Below are 26,121 nucleotides of genomic sequence, written 5' to 3' on the forward strand. Positions count from 1 at the left end.
CATGCGGGCGGCTCAGGGCGCGCATTGGATATAATGCTAAATCGCCCTCATCGTCTAGCGGCCAAGGACGCCGGCTTCTCAGGTCGGAAACGGAGATTCGAATCCTTCTGAGGGCACCAGTCGTATTCTCAACGCGCCGGGTCGTCTCGGCGCGTTCGCATTGCGCGGCGCCAGGCAAGCCTTCGCCGCGCACCGGCGTCTCAGGAAGGGGGCGATCCCTTTGGGCGAAACCAAGACCATGGTCTTCACCGGTCGGCGCATGCTCGTCAACAGCCTCGGGCTCGAACCCGGCAAGACGTATGACGTGACGCCTCTCGAGCGCCGTTTCGGCAAGACGGGGTTCTGGGTCGAAGTGACCGACGGGCTCGACGTCTGCCGCTGCCCGTACAAGAGCACGGACGATTTCAGGGCGAGCTGGGCGTCCGCAGCGCATTCGACGCGCTAGCCGCGTCCATGCCAGCCGCGATTCTGTGGGAGGTGCCGAGGCGTGGCTTTCGGAAGAACGGTCTTCATAGGCAACCCCGCCGCGAACAACGGGGCCGGCGCCGCAGACATCGCCGCCCTTGAATCGCTCGCGCAGGCGAGCGCGGCGTCGTTCTCGTCGCTCGAATTCATACGGACCGCGGGTCCGGGCGATGCCGCTGCGCGCGCGCGGGCCGTCGAGGCCGACCTCGTCGTCGCCGTCGGAGGCGACGGCACCATCCACGAGGTCGTTTCGGGCCTTATGGAGCGTCCGCCCGCCGATCGCGCGAGCCTCGGCGTCATCCCGTGCGGCAACGGCAACGATTTCGCGCGCACGCTCGGCATGCCCGTCGGCGTGGCGCAGGCGTTCCCCGTGCTGCTTGCCGCCGAGGAGCGGCCGCTGGACGTCGGCCTGTGCAACGGCGTCCCCTTCATGCAGACGCTGTCGTTCGGTTTGGATGCGGCCATCGCGCTGGGCACGCACGACCGTCGCGCGCGCACCGGGCAGACGGGCACGTCGCTGTTCGTGTCGGAAGGCATCGAGCAGCTGCTCCACCATCGCGACGAATACGCGTTCGAGGCGGCCTTCGACGGTATGGCCGAACGCGGGCGCATGATGATGTTCGCGGTGCAGAACGGCCGCACCTACGGCGGCGGCTTCGATATCTGTCCCGAGGCCGAGCCTTCGGACGGCATGCTCGATATCTGCTATGCCTCGGCCCCGCTCGGGCTCGTCCCGGCGTTGCTGCTCTTCTTGCGGGCGAAGGGCGGCAACCATGTCGGTTCGCGCAAGATGACGTTCCATCGCGTCCGCGCGCTCGACGTCGCCTTCGATCCGTCGCCTCCCGCCCAGATCGACGGGGAGCGCATCGAATCGCCGCGCTATCGCGTTCAGATCGAGCCTGCGGCGCTTTCCGTCCTGTTCGCTCGGCGATGATGGCCGCATGACGACCTTCTCCTTCGTCCTCGTCCTTTGCTTCGCGGTGCTCGCATCCGCGGTCGTCCACCAGGTCGTGAGCCGCGTCTCCATGCCGCTCGTGCAGATCGGCCTCGGCGCCGCCATCGCCTTGCTCGGCGGCGTGTCCATGTACCATTTCCAGGCGGATTCCGAGCTCTTCCTCGTGCTGTTCATCGCCCCTCTGCTGTTTCAGGAAGCACGCGGCGTCGACAAGGTCGCGCTTTGGTCGAACCGCCGCCCCGTGGCGTCTCTGGCCATCGGGCTCGTGGTCGCCGTTGCGCTCATCGTCGGCTTCTTCGCGCATGCGATCGAGCCGTCCATCCCGCTCGCCGCCGCCTTCGCCCTGGGCGCCGCGCTCGGACCCACCGACGCGGTGGCCGTCTCGTCGCTTTCCAAACGCGCATCCCTGACTCCCAAGCAGGAAGTCCTGCTTTCGGGCGAATCGCTCATCAACGACGCGTCGGGCGTCGTGTCGTTCCAGTTCGCCATCGCCGCGCTGACGACCGGATCGTTCTCGCTTCTCGGGGCCGGCGCGTCGTTCGCTCTGAGCTTCTTCGGCGGCATCCTGGTCGGCATCGCGCTCGAGATCGTGATTTCGTCCGTCATGCGCACCGTGCGCGCCCTGGGCGTCGACGACACGACGTTTCATGTGCTTTTCGATCTGGCCACGCCGTTCGTCGTCTTCCTCGCCGCCGAGTCCCTGCATGTCTCAGGCATTCTCGCGGTCGTCGCCGCAGGCCTTTCGTATTCGTTTCTCGATCGGCGCATCGGGCCTTCCGTCGCACGCATGAACATCGTCTCCTCGAGCGTCTGGCAGGTGCTGACGTTCGCGCTCAACGGCATCGTGTTCGTGCTTCTGGGCATGCAGCTTCCGAACGCCATGAGCGATTCGTGGCACGACGCCGGCATCGCCGATGCGAAGCTCATCGGGCTCGTGGTGCTCGTGAGCGCGGTGGTCGTGGCCGTGCGCATGCTCTGGTTCCTGGCCATGGACCTGTACCGGCGCATCGCGGACGCGCGCGCCGAGCGCGTTGCGGCGGGTGCATCCGCTTCCGCATGCGCCTATCCTTCGGGGCCGACCGTGCCGATGCGCTCCGGCGCCTCGCGCGCGGAAGGATTCGATCCGGCGAGCCCCATGCGGGGCGAGGCGCGCCTCTGGCTGCGCTCCGGCATCCTGCGCGATTCGCTCGTCATGGCGCTCGCCGGCCCCAAAGGCGCGATCTCGCTTTCCATCATGTTCACGCTGCCTTACGTCGTGGGAAGCATCGATTTCGCATCGCGCGATCTGCTGCTGTTCCTCGCGTCGGGCGTCATCCTGATCACGCTTCTGCTCGCGAACTTCCTGCTTCCCGTGCTGTCGCCCATACAGGATGCGGCCCCGCCCTCGAGCGACCAGGAGGCGCTCGTCGAGGTGCTGCGCGCGGTGATCGCCGATCTCGATGCGATGCAGACGCCCGGCAACCGCCGCGCCGTGCAATCGGTCATCCGCCAGTACAACGACCGCATCGCGCATATCAAGCAGCGCTCCGACGCCTTCGACCGCGTCGACAACGTCGCGCTGCGCATCGAGGTCATCGGATGGCAGGAGGCCTATGTGACGGAGCGCATGCATGAGGACGCGTCGCTCATGCTGGCCGGGCACAGGCTCCTGTCCCGCTATGCGCGGGCGAAGGCGGCCCTCGGAAAGAGGGGAGTGCCGCGCTTCGTGTTTCTCGCGCGAAAGCGCGTCATCTCGTTCAATCAGCTCATTGCAGGGATCATTGCCGATCGCCGTCTGTTCCGCCAGGCGTTCGAACAGGAGAAGGCTCCCCGCGAGCTGCATGCGGACGCGCTCACGCATGCCGTCGGGAAGCTGCGCGCGCGCCTGTCCGACGAGGGCACGCCGTCCGAGGATGCGGCCGAGATTCTGCTCGAGATGCAGAAATCCATCCGACGCCTGCGCCGCGCCGACCATGCGGCGCCGGGCATCGCCACGGCGACGCGGGTCGACGATGCGATCGACGAGGTCCGCCTCGAAGGGCTCGAACGGGAGCTCCACCATATCCAGGCGATGTACGACGACGGCCTCATCAGCCGCCAGACAGCTCAGCGCCTGCGCGACAACGTCCGCGTCATGCAGCTCGATCAAGACGGGTTCATCTAGCCGTGCCGCGGCGAAGCGTTTTCTGTGTCCTGCCATGGCTCCGCGCAAGTTTTGCTATCATGGTCAATCGCATGTTCAGGTCGTCGTGCGCATGAATGCGGGCGTGGCGGAATCGGCAGACGCGCCAGATTTAGGTTCTGGTGGGGCAACCCGTGAAGGTTCAAGTCCTTTCGCCCGCACCACATGTCCCGCGTCGGCGGCATGGATCGCGGCCGAGCATGGCCCCGGACGCCCCTTTCGGCGTCCACGAACGGAAGACCCAGATGGAGGAATCAGTGAACACTAAGGTTGAGGTGCTTGAGTCCGGCGAGACCAAGCTTACGGTCACCATCGACGCAGACGACATCAAGCGCCGCATCGCCAAGAAGTACAAGGATTTCGGGAACCAGTACCGGTTCCCCGGCTTTCGCAAGGGTCACGTGCCGCGTCCGGTCATCGATGCGAACCTCGGCCGCGAAGCCGTCCGCAACGAAGTGACCAACGACCTCCTGAACGAAACCTATCCGATCGCCATCGACGAGGCCGACCTCTGCTACTTCGGCGAGCCTTCGTTCGGCGAGGTCTCAGAATTCGTCGTCGAAGGCCAGGATTTCACCTATGACATGACGCTTTCCGTCAAGCCTGTCTTCGAGCTGTCCAGCTACGATCCGGTTTCCATCGAGATTCCCTTCAAGGAAGCCACCGAGAAGGAGATCGACGACCAGCTCGAGGCCCTTCGCCAGGGTTACTACGACTACGAGGACGCCGCCGACGACGCCGCCATCGAAGAGGGCGGCAGCCTGGACATGACCATGAAGGTCATGAACGAGGCTGGCGAAGAGCTCACGACGCTCGCCGCCGAGAAGCGTCTCTACGAGCTCGGCCGCGGCCTGTATCCCAAGGCGCTCGACGACGCCCTGATCGGCAAGAAGAAGGGCGACCATGTCTCCCTCACCCTCGAAGTGGCCGAGAACCCCTGCATGATGAGCCGCCTGATCGAGAAGAACGCCAAGCAGGCGACCTTCGAGGTCGACGTCGACTGCGTGAAGACCAAGGTCGTCCCCGAGGTCACCGACGAGTGGGTCAGCGGGCACTTCGGCATGTCCGACGTCCCCGAGCTGCGCGGGGCGCTCAAGACCGAAATCGATAAGCAGAAATCTCAGGTCATTCCCCGTATTCTCGAAACCAATGCGCTCTTCGAGCTCGGCGGCCGCCTTGAGGGCGAAGCTCCCGAGGGCATGATCGCCGAAGCCACCGACGATCTGTACCGCACCTTCTGGGACAGCCTGCAGCGCAACGGCGTCACCTTCGATCAGTACCTGGCCAACAACGGGCTGACCGTCGACGCCTTCCGCGAGGACGTCAAGAAGCAGGCCAAGGACACGGTCGTGCAGAACCTCGCGCTCGACGCCTATGCCCGCCACGCCGGCATCTCCGTCACCGACGACGAGGTGCGCGACGAATTCAAGAACAGCGGCCAGGAAGACTTCGAGGCCATGTACGCCGACTTCAAGAAGCACGGACGCCTGCACATCGTGCGCGAGGGCATCCTGCGCGGCAAGGCGCTCGAGGAAATCGTGAACGGCGCGAAGGTGACCGAGGTCGAGGAGCCTTCCGCTCCTGCGGCCGATCCTGCTGCTCCCAAGGAAGAGAAGAAGCCTGCCGCCAAGAAGAAGACGACGACGACCAGGAAGACCGCTTCCAAGAAGATCGGGGCGTCATCCGCCAAGAAGGACGAGGCGCCTGCCGATGCGGCCGAGGAGAAGAAGCCTGCCGCCAAGAAGGCCCCTGCCAAGAAAGCCTCTGCCGCCAAGAAGCCTGCGGCCGCCGCAAAGGCTCCTGCCAAGAAGCCTGCCGCCAAGAAGACCGCGGCCAAGAAGGACGAGGCCGAAGCGCCTGCCGCCGAATAAGAACCTATGGCCGTCTCCCTGTCCGCTCAAGGAGATGGCCTGTCGTTGCTGGCTCGTTTCCAACGGAAGCGGGCCAGAGCTGTATCATCGTCCCTTGCACGCAGATGCACGATCGATATCACAGACATAGAAAGGACCGCGATTCGCATGAGCGCACACATCGGCGCGTACACCATTCCGTACGTCATCGAGCAGTCGCCTCGGGGGGAAAGGTCCTACGACATCTACTCCCGCCTGCTTAACGACCGTATCGTCTTCCTCGGCGACGCCATCGACGACGGCGTCGCGAACATCGTCGTCGCCCAGCTGCTCCACCTGGAGAGCTCCGATCCCGAGAAGGATATCTCGCTGTACATCAACTCTCCGGGAGGAAGCGTTTCGGCGGGCTTGGCCATCTACGATGCCATGCAGTTCATCCGTTGCGACGTCTCGACCGTCTGCCTCGGCATGGCGGCTTCCATGGCCTCCGTCCTCACGGCGGCCGGCGCTCCCGGCAAGCGCTTCGTCACTCCGAATTCCCAGATCATGATCCATCAGCCGATGGGCGGCTCGGGCGAGCGCACCCAGCAGACCGATTTCGACATCCTCGCCAACGAGATGCGCAAGACGCGCGATCGCCTCGAAGGCCTGCTCGCCACGCACACGGGCAAGACCGTCGAGCAGATCCATGCCGACTCCGAGCGCGATCACTGGCTGACCGCCGAGGAGGCGAAGGCCTACGGCCTGGTCGACGACATCATCACCTCCCGCGCCGCGGCGGGCGCGAACGCGTAAAGGGCATGTCGATGAAGGATAGGCGTACAGACACGACCGGCCCCGAAGACGTCCGCTGCACGTTCTGCGGCAAGACCGCAGACCAGGTAGGCGGTCTCGTGCAGGGTCCCGACGGGATTTTCATCTGCGACGAATGCGTCTCGCTCTGTTCGGACGTCCTTGCAAGCCACGGCTACATGGACGCGTCGGGCACGATGCCGCCGCAGAGGCTCGCGATGGACGCCCGGCCCGCCGCAGACGACGACGCGCCGAGCGCCGCCGAGGTCCTCGGCACGCTGCCTAAGCCGCGCGAGCTCTACGACCTGCTCTCCCAGCACGTGGTCGGGCAGGATGCCGCCAAACGGGCGCTGTCCGTCGCGGTGTACAACCACTACAAGCGCATCAGCCTCGGCCAGGACGTCGATGCCGACGATGTGGAACTCGCCAAGAGCAATGTGCTTCTGCTCGGTCCCACGGGTTCGGGCAAGACGCTTCTCGCCCAGACGCTGGCCCGCGCGCTGCGCGTCCCCTTCGCGATCGCCGACGCCACGACGCTCACCGAAGCCGGCTATGTCGGCGAGGATGTCGAGAACATCCTGCTCAAGCTCATCACGGCCGCCGACTTCGATATCGAGCGCGCCGAGATCGGCATCGTCTACATCGACGAGATCGACAAGATCGCCCGCAAGGCCGAGAACCTCTCCATCACGCGCGATGTGTCGGGCGAGGGAGTCCAGCAGGCGCTTCTCAAAATCGTCGAGGGGACCGAAGCCTCCGTGCCGCCCCAGGGCGGGCGCAAGCATCCGCAGCAGGAGCTCATCCATCTCGACACGACGAACATCCTCTTCATCCTCGGAGGCGCGTTCGTCGGGCTTGCCGACATCATCGGCCAGCGCGTCGGCAAGACGGGCATCGGGTTCACGAGCGATCTGCCCGAAAGCAAGAAGCACGAAGAGGCCGAGCTTCTGGCCCAGGTGCTGCCCGAAGATCTCAACAAGTTCGGCATGATCCCCGAATTCGTCGGGCGCATCCCCGTGGTGTGCTCTCTTGACGAGCTGACCGAAGACGATCTGGTGCGCATTCTGACCGAACCGAAGAACGCGCTGGTCAAACAGTACGTGCGCATGTTCGACTTCGAGGATTCGAAGCTGACGTTCACGCCCGATGCCCTGCGTGCGATCGCGCATGAGGCGAAGGAGCGCTCCACCGGCGCCCGTGGGCTGCGCTCGATCTGCGAGCGCGTCCTGCAGGACATCATGTTCGATCTTCCCGAACACGAGGGGGCGACCGCGGTCACGGTCGACGCGACCGACATCGAGGGTACGACGACGCCCGAGGTCGTATCCGTCGCCTCGGACGACGGCCTTTCTGCCGAAGAGGCGTAAAAGCGCCGATCCCGTTCGGGCGGACGTCTGCGTCGCCTGCGCGTATCAGGGGTTTTTCTCAAGCGGCGTCGCGCCTGCGGGCGGGGCGCCGCTTTTTGCGGTATCCTCTTGCAATCTGCGGGGGTTCCCGCCGCCGATGGTTTTGCGAGAGACACGATTCATCAAGGAGCCGGCTTACATGGAAGAGCTTCCAAAGGCATACGACGCCCGCGGCGTCGAGGAGCGCATGCTTGCGAAATGGCTGGACGGCGCATGCTACGGCCGTTCCAAAGGCAACGAGGACCGCACCGTCGTCATTCCGCCTCCGAACGTCACGGGCATGCTCCATATGGGCCATGCGCTCGACGACACCATCCAGGACACCTTCGTCCGCTTCTGCCGCATGAAGGGCTATTCCACGCGCTGGATTCTCGGCACCGACCATGCCGGCATCGCCACCCAGACCAAGGTCGACAAAAAGCTCAAGGAAGAGGGCGTCTCGCGCCTTGAAATAGGTCGTGAGAAGTTCCTCGAGGCCTGTTGGGATTGGCGGCGTGAATACGGCGGCATCATCGTCGAGCAGATCAAGCGCATGGGTTGCTCGGTCGATTTCGACGATGAGAAGTTCACGATGTCGCCCGAGTACGCCAAGGCCGTGCGCAAGGTGTTCGTGGACTGGTATCACGACGGATTGGTCTATCGCGGCAAGCGCATCGTCAACTGGTGCCCGAGCTGCACGACCGCCATCTCCGACGACGAGGCGGAATACCGCGACGAGGATTCGCACCTGTGGCATCTGCGTTATCCGCTCAAAGAGCCCGTCGATGGGCGGGAATACATCGTCGTCGCCACGACGCGCCCCGAGACCATGCTCGGCGACACGGGCATCGCGGTGTCTCCTTCCGACGAAGACAAGGCTGCGCTCGTCGGCAAGACCGTCATGCTGCCTATCGTGGACCGCGAGATCCCCATTTTCTCCGACTGGCATGTCGATGCGGGCTTCGGCACGGGGTTCGTCAAGGTCACGCCTGCGCACGATCCGAACGACTACGCGATGGGCCAGGCGCACGGCCTCGAACAGATCAACATCTTCGACGAGCACGCCGTCGTCGTGGAAGGCTACGGAGCGTTCACGGGCTTGAACCGGGACGAGGCGCGCGCCGCCGTCGTCGCTTGGTTCGAGGAGCACGGCCTGCTCGATCGCGTCGAGGATCTGAACCACTCCGTCATGCACTGCTACCGCTGCGATTCAGCGCTCGAGCCATGGCTGTCCGAGCAGTGGTTCGTCGCCGTGGACAAGCTCAAGGGGCCGGCCACGCAGGTCGTCGCCGACGGCCGGATCGCGTTCCATCCCGATCGCTGGAAGCAGTCCTACATGACCTGGATGGAAAACCTCAAGGACTGGTGCATCTCGCGCCAGCTGTGGTGGGGCCATCGCATCCCCGTGTTCTACTGCGACGCATGCGGTTGGGAAGACGCCTCGCTCGAAGACGTCGATGCGTGCCCGCATTGCGGCGCCGAGGTGCGCCAGGACGAAGACGTGCTCGACACCTGGTTCTCGAGCCAGCTCTGGACGTTCGCGACGCAGGGCTGGCCTGACGATCCGTCCTTGATGCAGGGGCATCATCCGACCAAGGTGCTCGTCACGGCGCGCGACATCATCGCGCTATGGGTCGCCCGCATGATCATGAGCTCGCTGTACTTCACGGACGAGATCCCCTTCGAAGACGTCTTCATCTATGCCACCATCCTTGCCAAGGACGGCAGCCGCATGTCCAAGTCGAAGGGCAACGGCGTCGATCCCATGCAGCTCATCGAGACCTACGGCGCCGACGCGATGCGCTTCAACTTGCTCACGCTCGTCACGGGCACCCAGGATGTGCGCTTCGACGCCGAAAAGCTCGAGGACGGCACCTTCGAAAGCCCGCGCACCGAGGCCGCCCGCGGCTTCGTGACCAAGATCTGGAACGCGAGCCGTTTCGTCCAGATGAACCTCGAAGGCTTCACGCCCGGCGCTCCCGAGATCCGCACCTCGGCCGATGCCTGGATGTTCTCGCGTCTGGCCAAGCTCGTCCGCTCCGTGACCTCGGGCATCGAGGAATACCGCTTCGGCGATGTGGCGCATGACCTGTACGAGTTCTTCTGGAACGAATTCTGCGACTGGTACATCGAGCTTTCGCGCGTGAGCCTCAAAGGCGCTCCCGACGAGCGCCTGGCCGCCCAGCGCAACCTCGTGTTCGTGCTCGACAACGCGCTGCGCCTGCTGCATCCGGCCATGCCGTTCGTGACCGAGGCCATCTGGGAGAAGATGCCGCATGCGGGCGATGCGCCGGCGCTGATCGTGGCGCAGTGGCCCGAAGCCTCCGACTTCGCGCAGTGGATCGACGAGGACGCCGAACGCTCCGTGTCGCTTCTGTGCGCGGTCGTGGGCGCCGTCCGCTCCACGCGGGCGCGCTACAAGCTTTCTCCCAAGGCCGACGTGCCCGTCACCGTGAAGGCTTCCGAGCAGGACGTCCGGGCGCTCATCGCGCAATCCGAGCTCATCACGTCGCTCGCGCGCGTAACCGAGCTTTCCATCTCCGCCGACGCCTCGCGCCCGGCCGAGAGCTCGGCCGTCGTCGGCGGCGGGTGCGAAGTCTACTGCGGGCTTTCGGGCCTCATCGATTTCGATGCCGAGCGCGCCCGGCTTGAGAAGGATGCGGCCGTCTGTGCGAAGGATGTGGCCAAGTTCGAGAAGAAGCTCTCCAATCCCGGCTTCCTCGCGAAGGCTGCTCCGGAGATCATCGAGAAGGATCGCGCCCGCCTCGCCGAGCTCAAAGCCAAAGCCGAGCTCATCGAAGCCCAGATCGCCGATCTGCCGTAAGACGTCCGGAGGCGCTGCATCGGACGTGTCGCGGAATCGAGGCGGCGCTCCTCGCTTGCGCCCGTCGTGCATGTCCGCATCCGTCGCGTGCGAGGAGGACGGCTCGGCGCCGCCTCCCTTCGCGACGCGGCCCAAGCGCTCGATCCGTGCAGGCCGCGCGCGGGGACGGAAGATCCGGACGACTTTTGCTACAATGCATGGGTCGGGGGAGCGGCTGCGTGCATCCGCGCCTTCATCCCACTGTCGAAAAAGAACATGAAGGAAGGTCACATGAGCGAGATTCTCTCCGAGCTCTGGACGCCTGAGATGCAGATGGCCTTGACGGCTGCCATCGCCTTTCTGGTCGTGCTGTACGTCTTGTCCATCATCTGGGTGGTCCGCGATGCCTATCTGCGCGGTACCGTCTGGTACATCTGGGCGGTCGTGGCCCTCGTTCCCATTCTGGGCGTCGTGGCCTATTCGATGCTTCGCCCGCCTCTGCTGCAGCTCGATCGCGACGAGCAGGAGCTCGAAGTCGCGCTCAAGCAGCGGCAGCTGCTCCAGTACGGCGAATGCGCGAGTTGCGGCTATCCCGTGGAAGCCGACTACGTGATCTGCCCCAAGTGCCATCAGCGTCTGAAGAACCAGTGCGGCACCTGCGGACACGCGCTCGATCCCTCGTGGACGGTCTGCCCCTACTGCGCCACGCCGGTAGGCGATGGCCGCTCCCGCTCCGCGTCGAACTAGGCGCCGCCGCATATCCGAGAGCTTGCACGGGGCCGCATTCAAGCGGCCCCGTTTTCATGGGCCGTGCGCCGTTTCGACGAAGGAGGGGATCATGCCGCAGGCGACGTATTCCGCACGCGCGCTCGTCGTGCGCAAGGTCAAGCTCGGCGAGACCGACCGCATCGTGCATCTCATCGCCGATGACGGGCGTCTCGTGAAGGCCGTGGCGAAAGGCGCGCGCAAGCCGACGTCTCCGTTCTCCTCGCGTCTCGAGGTCTTCTCGGTCGTCGACGTCCTGCTCGCTCAGGGGCGTTCCCTCGACATCGTCAAGGAGGCGCGGCTCGTGGATGCCCATGCGGGCGTGAGGCTCGATCTGCTGCGCGCCGCGGCCGCGGCCCCGCTTATCGAGTGCATCGCGAAGGCGGCCCAGCCCGACCTTCCGAATCCGAGATCGTACGCCTGCGCCGTCGCCGCGCTCGACGCGATGGATGACGCGGAGGCGGGCGACGCGCTTGCCATCGGCGCTGCGGCCCTGCTCAAGGTCTATTCCTTCACGGGGTTCCGTCCTTCGTTCGACGCCTGCGTCTCCTGCGGGCGTCGTCTGGACGTCGATGCGGCCCGGCAGGAGCGCTCCCTGCTCGCGTTTTCGGCCTTCGACGGGGGAGTGCTCTGCGATTCCTGCGGGCGCTTCTCCGATGCGGTGCGCCTTTCGGCTGAAACCCTCGGGTGGGCGCGCTTCCTGCTGATGTCGACCTTCGACGACATCGAGGCTCGGCACGTCGAACGCCGCATATCCTTCGACGTGCTTCACCTGTGCCAGACGTGGACGCGCGCCCATCTGGGAGGGCGATCGAAGGCGCTCGACTTCGTCTTCTCCTGCGGCCTGTTCTAAGCCCGATCGAAAGGGAAGGGAGGCGGCCGAACGCCCGCTTCCGATCCGGTCTCGTCGTGCGTCCCGATCCTGCGGCCCGCATGCCTTGCGTGCGTCCATGCCTCGCCGCGCATCCTGTTCGGAGCGCCCTTCGTGTGGATTGGCGGCGCTCGCCGCATGGGATGTGCCGCCCTTGCCTATAATCGTCGCCATGGAAACCATCGCCGTCATATTCGTCGGAAACCGTCTCATGCTCGATGACGGGGTCGCGCCCCTCATCTACGACGAGCTCGTGCGCGACTACCGCTTTCCCGCGCATGTCGCGCTCTTCGATGCAGCCTGCATGTCGCTCGACCTGCTGCACGTCGTGCGGGATTTCGACGTCGTCATCGCGGTCGATGCCATGGACGGCACGGAGGAGCCGGCAGGAACCGTGCTCAAGTTCGCGCCCGAAGACATCGCCGGCCGCGCGGGCGCCATGCAGTCGCTGCATGAGCTACGCCTCGTCGATTTGCTGCACTCCGCCGTCCTGCTCGGCTTCGAGGCTGAGGGCGTCTGTTTCGGCGTGCAGGTTGAAAACGCGAGTCCCTCGTCTTTGTGCGAAGGGTTGACCGAACCGGTCGCCGCGGCGCGGCCGATCTTGCGCGATGCCGTGCTCGCCGAGCTCGTTTCCCGCAATGTTGAGATTCGACGTGCGGACGGAACCCTCTTCGCGAGGGACGGACGCCGTATCCAGGAGTGACATGGCTATGACGCAGACGCAGAGAAGCACGCGTGCCGCCAGGCTGACCGACGAGCAGATCGCCGCCGAGGAAAAGCTTCTCGAAGGCGTGCCGCGCTTCAACGTGGCTGCATTCCTCATGCCGCCCATCTGGGGTCCCGCGCATGGGATCTGGGCGACCATCGTCTTCTATCCGCTGTGGATCCTTGCCGACACGGCGTTCGTGAACGCGCTGCAGCATCGCACGCCGCTCGCGATAGTCGTCGGCGTGCTCGTCTTCGTGCTCATGACCGCGCTCACCGCCGCCTTCGCCGTCGTCTCGCAGCCGTTCGCGCTCCGACGCGCTCTCAGCCTCGGCGTCTCTAAGGAGGCCTATCTGCGCCGCCAGCGCATCTGGGCGGCCGTTTCGGTCATCGTCGGCGCCGTCGCGCTTATCGTTGCCACCTACTACAACCTCTTCTTGAATCCTGCGCTCGCGGGGCTCGTGCCGTAGGAGCGCCCATGACCCGATTCACCGAGCGCGCCATCATGGACGCCTTCTTCGAACTGCTTGTCGAAAAGCCTCTGGACAAGGTGACCGTCGCCGATATCGCCCAGCGCTGCGGCATCAACCGCAATACCTTCTACTACCATTATCACGATGTATACGACTTGCTCGAATCCCTCATCGATTCGGAGCTGCGCAAGGTCATGGAGGCGTCGGGCGGCGCCGATGACCTGACATGGGATTCGTTCATCGAAGCAGGCACGCATTTCCTGTCCGAGCACCGCGCGTTCGTCTTCCATATCTACGAGTCGTCGCACCACGAGATCCTCGAGCGCTATGTCGACGAGGTCGCGGCGCTCACCGTGTCGCGCTACATCGATCGCCAGGCGGAAGGTCTTGCGGTCGACCCGTCCGATCGCGCGGATATCGTCACCTTCGGAACGATCGTCCTCGAGGGCCTCTTGAACCGTTGGATCAGCGACGGCATGAAAGACGATGCCGCCCAGTACGTGACCACGCTGTCGCGTCTGTTCGAAGGATCGTTCCGACAGGCGCTCGAGCGTTCTGCGGCCCGCTTCGCCTCGGAATAGGGCGCTCTCGAGAATTGCCGAGCGAACTCCCTGATAAGAGGCGTATACTCATGTTAGTCTAAGGAAACACCGCATGGCTGCGCACGAATGTCCGCTTTTGCTGCAGTTAGGCAACATGGCGTGAATGCCCAGAAAATAGGCAATCAAGCTCCATTGCTTATTTCTTCGATCCGATGCCGAACGTAGCATAACCACGTCGGCTGGCGGCGATGGTCTTCCGTCTCCCTCGTGCGGAGGGATACGAAAGAGGCGCTCCGCCAAGGGAAGAACGCGATCTGCGAGGCGTATATGCATACCTTCGGACACGCAGTGGTCAAGCTGCGTATACCTATTCTCATCGTTTCGGTGCTCCTGCTCATCCCTTCGATCTTCGGATACATGAGCACGCGCATCAACTACGATATGCTCGACTATCTGCCCTCCGACATGGATACGGTCACCGGACAGAACATCCTGAAGGACGATTTCGGCAAAGGGGCCTTCTCGCTCATCGTCACCGAGGGCATGGACGATGCGGCCGTCGGCGATCTGACCGACGAGATCAAGGGCGTCGATCACGTGGCCGACGCGCTGTCGTACGGCGCCGTCTATAATCCGAACATCCCCGACGAGCTGGTTCCCGAAGACCTCATCAAGGATTTCAAGGATGGGGATGCCCAGATGATCGCCGTGTTCTTCGATTCGGGCACGTCGTCGGACGATACGATGAACGCGGTCGAGGAGATCCGGGGCCTTGCCGACGACCAGGTCTACGTTTCGGGCATGACGGCTTTCGTCAACGACCTCAAGAACATCGCCGAGCGCGAAGAGGCGAAGTACGTGATCCTCGCGGTCGCCGTCTCGCTCGTCGTCTTGCTGCTGCTCGTGGATTCCTTCTTCGCCCCGGTGCTCTTCCTCGTGAGCATCGGCATGGCCATCCTCTATAACCTGGGGTCGAACATCCTGTTCGGCGAGATCTCCTACATCACCAAGGCATTGGCGGCGATTCTGCAGCTCGCGGTCACGATGGATTACTCGATCTTCCTTTGGAACAGCTACATGGAGAAGCGCGAGACCTATCCCGACGATCGCGCCTATGCGATGGGGGAAGCCATCGGCGACACGCTGACGGCCATCTTCTCCAGCGCGATGACGGCCTGCGCGGGCTTCCTCGCGATGTGCTTCATGTCCTATACGCTGGGCACCGACCTCGGCATCGTCATGGCGAAAGGGTGCGTCCTCGGCCTCATCGCCTCGATCACCGTCCTGCCGTCGCTGCTGCTGGCGTTCGACAAGCCGCTCATGGCGACGCACCATCGTTCGCTCATCCCGAAGGCCGACCGCCTGGCCGCCTTCGTGACGAAGCGATTCGGGGTCTTCGTCGCCGTGTTCCTGCTCATGCTCGCCCCTGCGCTCTACGGTTTCATCAATAAACCCATGTACTACGACTTCACGAACATCCTCACCGGATCGGACAGCTCGCTTTCCGAAGAGGACACGCCGTTCCATACCGCCGACCAGAAGGTCAAGGAGCACTTCGACGTATCCACGACCGAGATGATCCTTGCGAAATCCGACCTGCCTCATGCCGAGGCCAAGGAGATGCTCGACCGGATCGGCGAGGTCGACGGCGTCGTCTACGCGCTCGGCTACGATTCCCTCGTCGGCGGGCGGCTTCCCGACCAGATGGTCCCCGGCGATCTCAAGGACGCCCTCAAGAACGGCGGGTACCAGCTGATGCTCGTCAACTCCGAGTACCAGCCCTCAACCGACGAGGTCAACGCCCAGATCGATGCCATCAACGACATCATCAAGGAATACGACCCCGATGCCATGCTCATCGGCGAGGCACCGGCGACCAAGGACCTCATCGAGGTCACGAACCATGACTTCCTCGTCGTGGACGCGGTCGCGATCGTCGCCATCCTCGGCATCCTGTTCGTCGTGTTCCGCAGCGCGACGCTCCCGTTCCTGCTCGTGCTCGTCATCGAGTTCGCGGTCATGCTCAACCTCGGCATCCCGTTTTTCACGGGCACCGAGATGAACTTCATCGCGCCCGTCACCATCTCGACGATCCAGCTCGGCTCCACCGTGAACTACGCCATCCTACTCACGACGCGCTACCGCAAGGAACGTGCGGGCGGCCGTGCGAAGGTAGACGCCATCGAGACGGCGCTCGCACGCTCGTTCCCGGCGGTCGTCACGAGCGGGCTCACGTTCTTCGGCGCGACGATCGCGGTCGCCATCTATTCGAATATCGGTATGATCAGCCAGCTTACCGGCCTCATGGCGCGCGGCGCGTTCATCTCGACGCTCTCGGTTCTGGTTATCCTGCCCGCAGCGTTCATGATTTGTGATAAAGCTATAGTCAAGACCAGCAAGGGCTTCTCCGCGTCGCCCCGCAAGCTCAAGGAGGCTTAAGAACCTATGAAAACGAACAGACTCTTCGCTTCGGCCGGATACGTGCTGACCACGTTCGCGCTTGCGGGCATGTCCGTCTCGCCGGCCTTCGCCGCCGCGCCTGCGCAGGGCTCCTCGACGGGCGCGTCGGGCACGTCCGCCACGCAGACGCACGCAGGCGACCAGACCTCCATCACGAAGAACGAGACCGTCTACGTATTCACCGACGCGTCAGGTTCCGTGAAGAACACCGACGTTTCCGATTGGATGCGCAACCCCGAAGCCCTCGATCGGATCCATGACGCGTCGAACCTCGATAACATCGAGGTCACCGAGGGAGATGCCGTGCAATCCGGCGGCGCATCGTCCATGGCATGGGATGCCGGCGGCAAGGACGTCTATTACAAGGGCACCACGCAGGCCGAGGCCCCGGTCAAGATGAAGGTCTCCTACAAGCTCGACGGCAAGGACGTGAAGCCTGCCGACCTGGTGGGCGCATCGGGCAAGGTGACCATCCATATCGACTACGTGAACGACAGCTACGAGACCCGCATGATCGGCGGCAAGGAGACGAGGATCTACACGCCGTTCGTCGCGATGACGGGCGTCATCCTGCCGAACGACACCTTCACCAACGTCGAGGTCGATAACGGCAAGATCGTCAACGACGGCGAGCGCACCGTGGTGATCGGCTTCGCGCTGCCGGGCATGCAGGACACGCTCGGCGTCGATGAGGACGACTACAAGATTCCGTCGTCGGTCGAGATCACGGCGGATGCCAAGGACTTCAGGCTCGGCAATATGCTCACGATGGTGAGCGCCGATATGTTCGACGACGTCGACGTGTCGGAATTCGGCGCGGACGATCTCGAGGATTCGCTCGATCAGCTCGACAGCGCCATGTCGCAGCTCATCGACGGATCGAAGACCCTGACCGACGGCCTGGGCAGGCTCGATGCCGGCGCGGGCACGCTCTCGGGAGGCCTGTCCACGCTCTCGAGCGGAACGCAGACGCTTGCGAACGGCCTGGGCGAGCTCGATGCGGGCGCCGGCACGCTCGATGCGGGCGCCGGCCAGCTCAAAGATCAGACGGCGACGCTTCCCGCATCCACCGCCGCCCTGGCCGACGGCACTTCTCAGATTCGTGAGGGGCTTTCCCGCATGAAGGATCAGTCCGCCGTGCTGCCTGAGTCCACCAAGGCCCTGGCCGACGGAGCAGAGAAGCTTCATGGCGGGTTGACGCAGGTAAGCGACGGCGCATCCAGTCTGTCGAGCGGCGCCAAGCGCCTGTATCAGGGTCTCGATCTGCTGCGCAACGGATCCAAGGACCAGGCGGGCCTGGCCGATGCCGTTGCCGCCATCGGATCCGAATCCGACAGCGCCCCGACCACGCTTCTCGGCGGCACGAATGCCATCACGGCCGGTCTCGGCCAGGTCAAAGACGGCCTCGTCGCGCTGAACGATCCCGCGGCCGGCCTTCCTGCCGCGCAGGCGGGCGCGGTCCAGGTGCGCGACGGCGCGTCGCAGCTCGCCGATTCTCTCGATTCCGCCGCCACCGCCGCGCAGGACGGCATCGGCCAGATGCAAGGTGCGAACGGCCAGGTCAAAGACGGTCTCTCGTCGCTCTCGTCGAACCTCGGGGATGCCGGCGGGGCGCTGACGACCCTCTCGTCCGATGCGCAGGCCCAGGCGGCCGCTCTATCCGGCGCCGTGTCTTCCGACGCGTCCGAGGCGTCGCTGAACGACGCGCAGGCGAACATCTCCGCCGTGCTGGGCGGGGACACCTCGAACCTCACGCCCGAGCAGCTCTCGGCGCTCCAGGCCGCTTCTTCGAACGTCGCCTCCGCCAAAGGCTCCCTGCCCAAGACGCCCGATACGACCAAGCTCAACGACGATCTTTCGCAGATCTCCGCGGTCGCCGGCCAGGTATCCGGTGCGACCGCATCCATCGGCTCCGAGTCGAGCACGCCTGATTCAGGCACGATCATGGGCGGCGTGAACGGCGTGTCCGGCGGGCTTTCCGCACTTGGATCGAGCCTGTCCAGCGTCGACTCCGGGCTCCCTGCCGCATCGGGCGCGGCCCGTCGGCTTTCCGCCGGCGCCGGCAAGGTGGCGGACGGCCTTGGCTCCGCATCCGCATCCATCGGATCCGCGGACGATTCGTCCTCGGTAACGCTCATCGGCGGCGTCAACCAGCTGTCCGCAGGCTCTTCCGCGCTGAAAGACGGTCTTGTCGCGCTGCGCGACGGCGGCACGACGCCTTCGGGCAAGACGAGCGCGGGACTTACCGGCGCACTGGCTGCGCTGGGCGACAAAGATACCGGCAACACGTTGATCAATGGAGCGTTCCAGCTGATGGGCGGCGGCGACAGGCTCGTTGCGAATCTGGGCGACGATGCAACCGAGGGAACGGTCATGAACGGCGCGGCGAAGCTGTCCGCCGGCACCGGCGCGCTCGCGCAGGCGACTCCGCAGCTGGTCGCGGGCGTTCAGGCGCTTTCGAGCGGCAGCGCCACGCTCGATGGCGGCATGCAGCGGCTCGCTGCGAGCTCTCCTGCGCTCGTCGCGGGCATCGCCCAGCTTTCCGACGGCGCGGGCCGGCTGTCCTCGGCTGCGACGTCCGCCTCTTCGGGCGCACGCCAGCTCGCATCCGGCGCCTCGGACGCGGCGGACGGCGCGAACGAGCTCGCGCGCGGCCTGGATTCCGCGCTCGAAGGTTCGCAGACGCTTTCCGACGGTCTGGTCCAATTCGATGAACAGGGCATCTCAAAGATCACCGATTTCTTCAAGGGCGACCTGAAGGATCTTAAAGACCGCGTGAACGCGATGGTCGAGGCGGGGCAGTCGTACAAGAACTTCTCCGGCATCGACGAAGAGCATGCGGGCTCGGTCAAGTTCATCTATGAATCCGACCCGATCGAAGCGAAGGACGAGAAGTAAAGAGCGGATCGAGAGAAGAAGCGGGGAGCGGGTCTGCGGCCGCTCCCCGCTATGTGTTTTCAAGGCCTGCCGTTTCTTTTCCGTTGCGCCCGCGCCCGTCGCGGCGTACAATGGGCGCGTCCTTTAAGGCGGTACAGAGAGACCGGCAAGGCACCACGATGCGTCACGCTGCAGCGGGCAGGGTAAGACGCAACCTGACGAGCCTTGGCCGCGCGCCGGGCTATTTTTTTGCCCGCACGGGCCGGCGAATCGTGCGCATCGCGGACCGTTGCTTCGGTCGATCCCTGTGCATACTCGACATGAGAAGGAGTGTGTATGAGAGACGACGGGCACGTGAAATCCGTGGTTATGGACGCCGCGGAAATCGAGCGATCGCTGACGCGCATCGCCCACCAGATTCTCGAGACGAACCACGGCGCGACCGATGTGGCGCTGGTCGGCATCGTCACGCGAGGCGATCTGCTGGCGCAGCGTCTGGCGGCGAAGATCAAGGAGATAGAGGGGGTGGACGTCGCCCAGGGAAGCCTCGACATCAGCTTCTATCGCGACGACTATCTGACATCCCTCGCTCCCGAAGTCCATTCCACCCATATCCCCTTCGATGTGACCGGTCGCACGATCGTCCTCGTCGACGACGTGCTGTACACCGGCCGCACGATCCGTGCGGCGCTCGATGCGCTCATGGATCTCGGCCGCCCGAGCTCCATCCAGCTGGCCGTCCTCGTCGACCGCGGTCATCGCGAGCTTCCTATCCGCGCCGATTTCGTCGGCAAGAACGTGCCCTCGTCGCATGACGAGAACGTGCGCCTCTTCCTCGAGGAATCCGACGGCATAAGCGCGGTCGAGATCATGGACATCCAACCTGGCGGACGTGCCGGCTCCGCCCCTCTGGGAGGCGAGTAGCATGGCATTCGACCACAGGCATCTGATCGATATCAGGGAATACTCCGAAGAGGATATCGCCCTCATCCTCGATACCGCGAAAGCGTTCTCCGCGGTCAACGATCGCAAGATCAAGAAAGTCCCCACGCTTAGGGGGCTCACGATCGTGAACATGTTCAACGAGCCGTCCACACGCACCCGCAGCTCGTTCGAGCTCGCCGAAAAGCGCCTTTCGGCCGACACGCTGAACTTCGGCGGGTCGTCCACCTCGTCGGTCAAGGGCGAAAGCCTCATAGACACCGTCGAGACGCTGAACGCCTACAAGATCGATGCGATCGTCGTGCGCGACAAGCATGCGGGGGCTCCGCACATCATCTCGCAGCACACGCCTGCCGTCGTGATCGACGCGGGTGACGGCAAGCATCAGCATCCAACCCAGGCGCTGCTCGACCTGTATTCCATCCGCGAGCACAAGGGCCGCATCCGCGACCTGAAGGTCGGCATCGTGGGCGACGTGGGCCATTCGCGCGTCGTAGGATCCCTCGCACCCGCGCTCAAGACCATGGGCGCGCACGTCACGCTCGTCGGTCCCGCGACGCTCATGCCCGACGCGCCCGCCAATCTCGGCGTCGATCGCGTCACGCCGCACCTCGACGAGGTATTGCCCGAGCTCGACGTCGTCTACATGCTGCGCGTCCAGCGCGAGCGTCTCGAAGGCGCGCCGTTTCCCAGCACGCGCGAATACCATGCGCTTTACGGCCTGACGAAGGACCGCGAGCGCCTCATGAAGCCCGATGCGATCGTCTGCCACCCCGGTCCGATCAACCGCGGCGTCGAATTCGACAGCTACATGGCCGACCACCCCCGGCGTTCGGTCATCCTCGATCAAGTGTATGCCGGCATCTGCGTCCGCATGGCCGTGCTCTATCTGCTCCTGGGAGGTTCCGACAATGGTCTTGATTCTTAAGAACGCGCACGTCGTCGACCCTGCGGCCGGCATCGACGAGGTCATCGACGTGAAGGTCGAGGACGATCGCATCGCCGAAGTCGGACACGGCTTGGCGCACGAGGGCGCCGAGGTCCGCGATCTTTCCGGCAAGTACCTGGTTCCCGGTCTTGTCGACATCCACGTCCACTTCCGCGATCCGGGCTTCGAATACAAAGAGGACATCGAGACCGGAACCCGCGCCGCGGCGCATGGCGGCTTCACCGCGGTCTGCACGATGGCCAATACCGATCCCGTCGCCGACACCGGCGCCGTTCTGGAATATGTCGCCTCGAAGGCGGCGAAAGTGGGCAAATGCCGCGTCTTCCCGGCCGGTTCCTGCAGCCATGGCCTCGAAGGCGAGATTCTCGCCGAGATGGGCGATATGGTCGCCCACGGCGCCGTCGCCTTCACCGATGACGGACGCGGCGTCCAGAATGCGGGCATGATGCGTCGCATCATGGATTACGGCAAGATGTTCGACAAGCCCATCATGGACCATTGCCAGGATGAAAGCCTGGTCGGAGCAGGTCAGGTCAACGAAGGCATCGCTTCCACGCGCCTCGGGCTTCTCGGTTGGCCTGCTGCGGGCGAGGAAATCCAGATCGCCCGCGACGTGGCGCTTTCCGAACTCACCGGCTGCCCGCTGCACATCCAGCACATCACGTCGGCGCGCGGCCTCGACATCGTGCGCGAGGCGAAGGCGCGCGGCGTGAACGTGACCTGCGAGGTCACGCCGCATCATCTGGTGCTTTCCGAAGACGACATCACCGGCGCCTACGAGACCTTCCTCAAGGTGAACCCGCCGTTGCGCACGCCCGCCGACAGGCAGGCCCTCATCGACGGCGTCGCCGACGGCACGATCGATGCGATCGTCACCGACCACGCGCCGCATGCGCCGTGGGAGAAGGCGCGCGAATTCGAACTCGCGCCCTTCGGCATGACCGGGCTCGAGACCAGCCTCGCGCTCATCCTCACGAACCTCGTGCGTCCGGGCATCATCGACTACGGCCGCATGGTCGAGCTCATGGCCGTCAATCCGCGCACGATCCTGCGCCTCGACCAGGTGAGCATCGCTGCGGGCAGCGTGGCCGACCTCACGGTCTTCGATCCCGAAGCCACATGGACAGTCGATGAATCCTTCTTCGAGTCCAAGTCTGCGAATTCCGGCTTCATCGGCCGCGAGCTCATCGGCAAGCCGACCGACGTCTATGTCGGCGGCGTCGCGACGATGATCGACGGCGCGGTCGTCGACTAGGAGGATCCACGTGTGCACCCAGGTCGATTCCCGTAAGTTCGAGGAGGTGGCCGTCGTGGCGGGCAACCGCCGCGTCGGCCCCGGCCTGTTCGAGCTTGCGCTCAAAGCCGATCGCACGGCCGCGGCCATCCGTCCCGGCCAGTTCGTCCATCTGCTGCTCGATGCCCATAGGGAGCATATCCTCCGGCGCCCGTTCTCGGTGTACCGCATCGACGACGCCGGCAACGTGGTCGTGCTCTACCAGGTGGTGGGGAAGGGAAGCGCGCTCATGGGCGATCTTCGCCCGGGCGATCCGTGCTCGCTCATCGCGCCTCTGGGCAACGTCTGGCCCATGCCTGCGGGCGATGGGCGCGTCCTTATCGTATGCGGCGGTCTGGGCAGCGCGCCTCTGTTCATGTTCGCGCAGCGCCTCGCCTGCGAGGGCGTCGGGTTCGACGTGGTCTTAGGTGCCCGTAGCGCCGCCCATCACGTCGCCCGCGAACGCTATGCCGCCCTCATCGGGCGAGAGCCCGTCATCGCCACCGACGACGGCAGCCTGGGTTACGCGGGCTTCGCGACCGAGCCGGCGCGCGAGATGCTTGCCACGGGCGCATATTCCTCGGTCTACTGCTGCGGTCCCGATATCTTCATGAAGCTCGTCGCGGGCATCGCGTCCGATGCGGGCGTCTCCTGCTGGGTTTCCGAGGAGAAACGCATGGCCTGCGGCGTCGGGGCCTGCCTGTCCTGCGTCGTGGAAACGACCGCGGGAAAGAGGCGTTCCTGCGTCGACGGTCCCGTCTTCGATGCAAAGGACGTGGTGTGGGCATGACCGTCGATCTGCGCGTGAACCTGGGCGGCCTTGAAATGGCCAATCCCGTGACCGATGCCTCCGGCACGTTCGCCGCGGGCCGCGAATACGCCGATCTGGTCGACGTGTCGCGCATGGGCGCCGTGACCACCAAGGGCGTCTCCCTCGACGGCTGGGAAGGAAATCCCGCTCCCCGCATCGCCGAGACGCCGAGCGGGATGCTCAATTCCATCGGGCTGCAGAACCCCGGCGTCGCGCACCTGTGCGCGGTCGACCTGCCGTGGATCAAGGAGCAGGGCGTTCCTTCCATCGTGAACGTCTCGGGCCACAGCCTCGAGGAATACGTCGCCGTGCTCGAGGCCCTCGAGGCCGACGGACAGGCCGATGCCTACGAGATCAACATCAGCTGCCCGAACGTCGACGCGGGCGGCATGACCTTCGGCACGCATGTTCCGAGCGTCGAGGCGGTGGTCGCGGCATGCCGCGCCGTCGCCACGCGGCCGATGATCGTGAAGCTCTCGCCGAACGTCACCGACATCGCGGAGATCGCGCGGGCCGCCGAGGCGTCGGGCGCCGACGCTCTGTCGCTCATCAACACGCTGCTCGGCATGGCCGTGAACGCCCGCACGCGCCGCCCCGAGCTCGCGCGCGTCGTCGGGGGGCTGTCGGGACCTGCCGTCAAGCCGGTCGCCCTGCGCATGGTCTGGCAATGCTATAACGCCGTCAAGATTCCGATCCTCGGCATGGGCGGCATCGCGACGGGGGAGGATGCCGTCGAATTCATGCTCTGCGGCGCGACGGCCGTTGCCGTCGGGACCGCGAGCTTCACCAACCCGCATGCCGTGACCGATTGCATCGACGGCATCGCCGAATACTGCGAACACGCCGGCGTCACGGACGTGAACGAGCTGATCGGAGGACTTGTATGCTGACCATCTTCGATGCGATTCCCCGCAAGGACCGCGTGATCGTCGCGCTCGACTGCGATAGATGCCAAGCGCTTTCCCTTGCGAAGGAGCTTCAGGGCAAGGTTTCCTGGATGAAGGTCGGCATGACCCTGTATTACGCCGAAGGCCCCGCCATCGTCGAGATCCTGAAGCTGCTCGGCTACAAGGTCTTCCTCGATCTGAAGTTCCATGACATCCCGCATCAGGTCCAGGGCGCGGCGGCATCGGCGGTCGAGGCCGGCGCCGACATGCTGACGATGCATGCCATCGGCGGCATTCCCATGATGGAGGCGGCCCAAAGCGCCGTCGACGACACGGACGACGATGTCGCCACGCTCGCGATCACGGTTCTTACCAGCATGGACGAAGCGACGCTCGCACGTACGGGCGTGCGTCGCGGCATGGAGGAACAGGTGTCGGAGCTCGCGGCATGCGCGCAGGAGGCCGGGCTCTCGGGCGTGGTCGCATCCCCGCGCGAGGCGGCGACGTTGCGCCGGAAGCTGGGCCCCGACGCCTATATCGTGACTCCGGGCGTGCGTCCTGTCGGGGCGGATCGCGGCGACCAGAACCGCGTCGCCACGCCCAAGGAGGCCTTCGACGCCGGTGCCTCCCATATCGTGATCGGCCGCCCGATCACGAAGGCCGCCGACCCCGTCGCGGCCTTCGAAGCCATCGCACGTGATCTGTAGGGCGAGGTGCGACTAGGGGAATTGCCCAGAATCCATGGATTCTTGAGCGGATGGGGCGTGCTGCGGCCTTCGTTCGCTTGACGCGGGGCCCCGATATATGCAAAGTAGGAGCGGGAACCGCATAATCGCATTTCAACGCGATGGACAGTTTTTTTTTGTGCCAAATGGCAGCATTGATGGGCAAGTTCTCGCTCTTATGTGATAATTGGCTCCCGATGTGGTACTATCCTGCGTTGCTGCCAGAGGGGCAGCATATCCCGAAGGAGTGAAACATGGCTATTCCCCAGTTGACCGCCGCAGAGCGTCAGGCCGCCCTCGAAAAGGCCAAGGCCGCCCGCACCAAGCGTGCGGAGATCCGCGACAGCCTCAAGTCCGGCAAGCTCACGCTCAAGGACGTCCTCGGCATGAAGGACGACCCCATCGTCGGTCGCATGAAGGTTTCCACCCTCATCGAGACCCTTCCGGGCTACGGCAAGGCCAAGTCCGAGAAGATCATGGCCGAGCTCAAGATCGCCGAATCCCGCCGTCTCAAGGGTCTTGGCGAGCGTCAGGAAGCCGCCCTTCTCGAGCGCCTCGCCTAAAGGCGCCTTTCCGTGCGCACGGGAAACCTCTTCGTGCTTTCCGGTCCTTCCGGAGCGGGCAAGGGCACGTTGATCGGACTGCTTCTCAAGCGCCTCGAAGGGGCATGGCTTTCCGTTTCCGCCACGACGCGCGCGCCGCGCGAAGGCGAGGTCGACGGGGTGTCGTACCTCTTCGTAAGCGACGATCGGTTCGATGAGATGGTTGCCCAGGATCGCCTGCTCGAATGGGCGCAGGTCCATGACCATCGCTATGGCACGCCACGTGACCTGGTCGAACGGCATATTGCTGCCGGCGACCAGGTCTTTCTTGAGATCGACGTGCAGGGCGCGCTTCAGGTGCGTTCGAAGTTTCCCGCCGCCCATCTGGTCTTCATCGCTCCTCCTTCTATGGAGGAGCTCGAGCGGAGGCTGCGTGGCCGCGGCACCGATTCGGAGGAATCGATACGCCTTCGCCTGGCGAACGCCGAAGGCGAGATCAGGCTCAAGGAAGAGTACGACGAATGCTTCGTGAACGACGATGTCGATGCATGCCTTGCGTCGCTCATCGCCTATGTGGAGCGTTTCAGCGAGAAGAAGGAAGAAGACCGACTATGAGCATCATCGAGCCGAGTATCGACGGCCTGCTGGCAGAAACCGACAAGGATCGCTTCCTGCTGTGCTCGCTCGCGTCCAAGCGCGCCCATGACATCAACGACATGATGCGCGGCCAGCGCGATCGCGCCATCCAGCTGTCGAGCGCCGTCGAAATCGCCAAGGCGTCCGATAAGAAGCCGCTATCCATGGCGTTCGAGGAAATCGCCCGCGGCGAAGTGTCTTACGATCCCGCGACGATCGACGCCACCGTTCACTAGGCCGGCGCGCTTTCCA

Annotated in this window: 23 protein-coding genes and 2 tRNA genes; all 25 read left to right on the plus strand. The window is 64.5% G+C overall.

The genetic code is table 11. From position 1 onward, the window contains the following. Nucleotides 1-43 precede the first annotated feature (43 nt). The 25 genes from HMPREF1155_RS05600 to HMPREF1155_RS05720 all read left to right on the plus strand — a co-directional run bounded on the left by HMPREF1155_RS05600 (nt 44) and on the right by HMPREF1155_RS05720 (nt 26,105). A tRNA-Glu gene (locus tag HMPREF1155_RS05600) sits at nt 44-119 on the plus strand. A 101-nt stretch (nt 120-220) separates the two neighbouring features. Further along, the gene (locus HMPREF1155_RS05605; RefSeq protein ID WP_009078695.1) at nt 221-445 is read left to right on the plus strand and encodes a hypothetical protein; all 225 of its coding nucleotides are present in this window, start codon (nt 221-223) and stop codon (nt 443-445) included. Between the two features lie 42 nt (nt 446-487). After that, the gene (locus HMPREF1155_RS05610) at nt 488-1,399 is read left to right on the plus strand and encodes a diacylglycerol kinase family protein (protein WP_009078565.1); all 912 of its coding nucleotides are present in this window, start codon (nt 488-490) and stop codon (nt 1,397-1,399) included. Nucleotides 1,400-1,406: 7 nt separating this feature from the next. Next, nucleotides 1,407-3,563 carry a sodium:proton antiporter gene (locus HMPREF1155_RS05615; protein ID WP_006361550.1) on the plus strand — a complete coding sequence of 719 codons (2,157 nt, stop codon included), beginning with the start codon at nt 1,407-1,409 and terminating at the stop codon, nt 3,561-3,563. A 97-nt stretch (nt 3,564-3,660) separates the two neighbouring features. Further along, a tRNA-Leu gene (locus HMPREF1155_RS05620) sits at nt 3,661-3,745 on the plus strand. Nucleotides 3,746-3,838: 93 nt separating this feature from the next. Continuing rightward, the gene (gene tig / locus HMPREF1155_RS05625) at nt 3,839-5,452 is read left to right on the plus strand and encodes a trigger factor (protein ID WP_238319122.1); all 1,614 of its coding nucleotides are present in this window, start codon (nt 3,839-3,841) and stop codon (nt 5,450-5,452) included. 147 nt (nt 5,453-5,599) lie between these two features. Beyond that, a complete protein-coding gene (locus HMPREF1155_RS05630; protein ID WP_009078239.1) occupies nt 5,600-6,226 on the plus strand; it encodes an ATP-dependent Clp protease proteolytic subunit in 627 nt (208 codons plus the stop codon). Between the two features lie 5 nt (nt 6,227-6,231). Beyond that, the gene (gene clpX / locus HMPREF1155_RS05635; RefSeq protein WP_009078320.1) at nt 6,232-7,590 is read left to right on the plus strand and encodes an ATP-dependent Clp protease ATP-binding subunit ClpX; all 1,359 of its coding nucleotides are present in this window, start codon (nt 6,232-6,234) and stop codon (nt 7,588-7,590) included. Between the two features lie 178 nt (nt 7,591-7,768). Beyond that, complete coding sequence (locus HMPREF1155_RS05640) at nt 7,769-10,432, plus strand: valine--tRNA ligase (protein WP_009078518.1); 2,664 nt, start codon at nt 7,769-7,771, stop codon at nt 10,430-10,432. A gap of 270 nt (nt 10,433-10,702) precedes the next feature. Continuing rightward, nucleotides 10,703-11,158 (plus strand): zinc ribbon domain-containing protein, encoded by a 456-nt coding sequence (locus HMPREF1155_RS05645; RefSeq protein WP_009078596.1) that lies wholly within the window; start codon nt 10,703-10,705, stop codon nt 11,156-11,158. A 91-nt stretch (nt 11,159-11,249) separates the two neighbouring features. Then, nucleotides 11,250-12,029: a DNA repair protein RecO gene (gene recO / locus HMPREF1155_RS05650; RefSeq protein WP_006361544.1), complete on the plus strand. Its 780-nt coding sequence runs from the start codon at nt 11,250-11,252 to the stop codon at nt 12,027-12,029. A gap of 163 nt (nt 12,030-12,192) precedes the next feature. Beyond that, on the plus strand, nt 12,193-12,750 hold the full coding sequence (locus tag HMPREF1155_RS05655) for a hydrogenase maturation protease (RefSeq protein ID WP_369791717.1): 558 nt from the start codon (nt 12,193-12,195) through the stop codon (nt 12,748-12,750). Nucleotide 12,751: 1 nt separating this feature from the next. Next, the gene (locus HMPREF1155_RS05660; protein ID WP_081501530.1) at nt 12,752-13,222 is read left to right on the plus strand and encodes a DUF2628 domain-containing protein; all 471 of its coding nucleotides are present in this window, start codon (nt 12,752-12,754) and stop codon (nt 13,220-13,222) included. Nucleotides 13,223-13,230: 8 nt separating this feature from the next. Next, nucleotides 13,231-13,806 carry a TetR/AcrR family transcriptional regulator gene (locus tag HMPREF1155_RS05665; RefSeq protein ID WP_006361541.1) on the plus strand — a complete coding sequence of 192 codons (576 nt, stop codon included), beginning with the start codon at nt 13,231-13,233 and terminating at the stop codon, nt 13,804-13,806. A 288-nt stretch (nt 13,807-14,094) separates the two neighbouring features. Then, nucleotides 14,095-16,206: an RND family transporter gene (locus HMPREF1155_RS05670; protein ID WP_238319126.1), complete on the plus strand. Its 2,112-nt coding sequence runs from the start codon at nt 14,095-14,097 to the stop codon at nt 16,204-16,206. A 6-nt stretch (nt 16,207-16,212) separates the two neighbouring features. Next, nucleotides 16,213-19,125, plus strand: coding sequence for a hypothetical protein (locus HMPREF1155_RS05675; protein ID WP_009078298.1), 2,913 nt, complete (start codon nt 16,213-16,215; stop codon nt 19,123-19,125). A 315-nt stretch (nt 19,126-19,440) separates the two neighbouring features. After that, nucleotides 19,441-20,028: a bifunctional pyr operon transcriptional regulator/uracil phosphoribosyltransferase PyrR gene (gene pyrR / locus HMPREF1155_RS05680; RefSeq protein ID WP_006361538.1), complete on the plus strand. Its 588-nt coding sequence runs from the start codon at nt 19,441-19,443 to the stop codon at nt 20,026-20,028. A gap of 1 nt (nt 20,029) precedes the next feature. Beyond that, entirely contained in the window at nt 20,030-20,974 is a 945-nt protein-coding gene (locus HMPREF1155_RS05685) for an aspartate carbamoyltransferase catalytic subunit (protein ID WP_009078651.1), read from the plus strand. Continuing rightward, nucleotides 20,958-22,250 (plus strand): dihydroorotase, encoded by a 1,293-nt coding sequence (locus tag HMPREF1155_RS05690; protein WP_009078688.1) that lies wholly within the window; start codon nt 20,958-20,960, stop codon nt 22,248-22,250. The genes HMPREF1155_RS05685 and HMPREF1155_RS05690 overlap by 17 nt, the downstream gene beginning before the upstream one ends. Before the next feature lie 10 nt (nt 22,251-22,260). Further along, the gene (locus HMPREF1155_RS05695; protein WP_006361535.1) at nt 22,261-23,058 is read left to right on the plus strand and encodes a dihydroorotate dehydrogenase electron transfer subunit; all 798 of its coding nucleotides are present in this window, start codon (nt 22,261-22,263) and stop codon (nt 23,056-23,058) included. Continuing rightward, the gene (locus tag HMPREF1155_RS05700; RefSeq protein WP_006361534.1) at nt 23,055-23,969 is read left to right on the plus strand and encodes a dihydroorotate dehydrogenase; all 915 of its coding nucleotides are present in this window, start codon (nt 23,055-23,057) and stop codon (nt 23,967-23,969) included. The genes HMPREF1155_RS05695 and HMPREF1155_RS05700 overlap by 4 nt, the downstream gene beginning before the upstream one ends. After that, the gene (gene pyrF, locus HMPREF1155_RS05705) at nt 23,963-24,673 is read left to right on the plus strand and encodes an orotidine-5'-phosphate decarboxylase (protein WP_006361533.1); all 711 of its coding nucleotides are present in this window, start codon (nt 23,963-23,965) and stop codon (nt 24,671-24,673) included. The genes HMPREF1155_RS05700 and pyrF overlap by 7 nt, the downstream gene beginning before the upstream one ends. 272 nt (nt 24,674-24,945) lie before the next feature. Further along, nucleotides 24,946-25,254, plus strand: a complete 309-nt coding sequence (gene mihF, locus HMPREF1155_RS05710) for an integration host factor, actinobacterial type (RefSeq protein WP_006361532.1) — start codon at nt 24,946-24,948, stop codon at nt 25,252-25,254. 12 nt (nt 25,255-25,266) lie between these two features. Next, nucleotides 25,267-25,848, plus strand: coding sequence for a guanylate kinase (gene gmk, locus HMPREF1155_RS05715; RefSeq protein WP_006361531.1), 582 nt, complete (start codon nt 25,267-25,269; stop codon nt 25,846-25,848). After that, nucleotides 25,845-26,105 carry a DNA-directed RNA polymerase subunit omega gene (locus tag HMPREF1155_RS05720; protein WP_006361530.1) on the plus strand — a complete coding sequence of 87 codons (261 nt, stop codon included), beginning with the start codon at nt 25,845-25,847 and terminating at the stop codon, nt 26,103-26,105. Before gmk ends, HMPREF1155_RS05720 begins: the two co-directional genes overlap by 4 nt. The last annotated feature ends 16 nt before the right edge of the window (nt 26,106-26,121 follow it).

The organism is Slackia sp. CM382 (genome assembly GCF_000293015.1).
GTDB classification, from domain to species: Bacteria; Actinomycetota; Coriobacteriia; order Coriobacteriales; family Eggerthellaceae; genus Slackia; species Slackia exigua.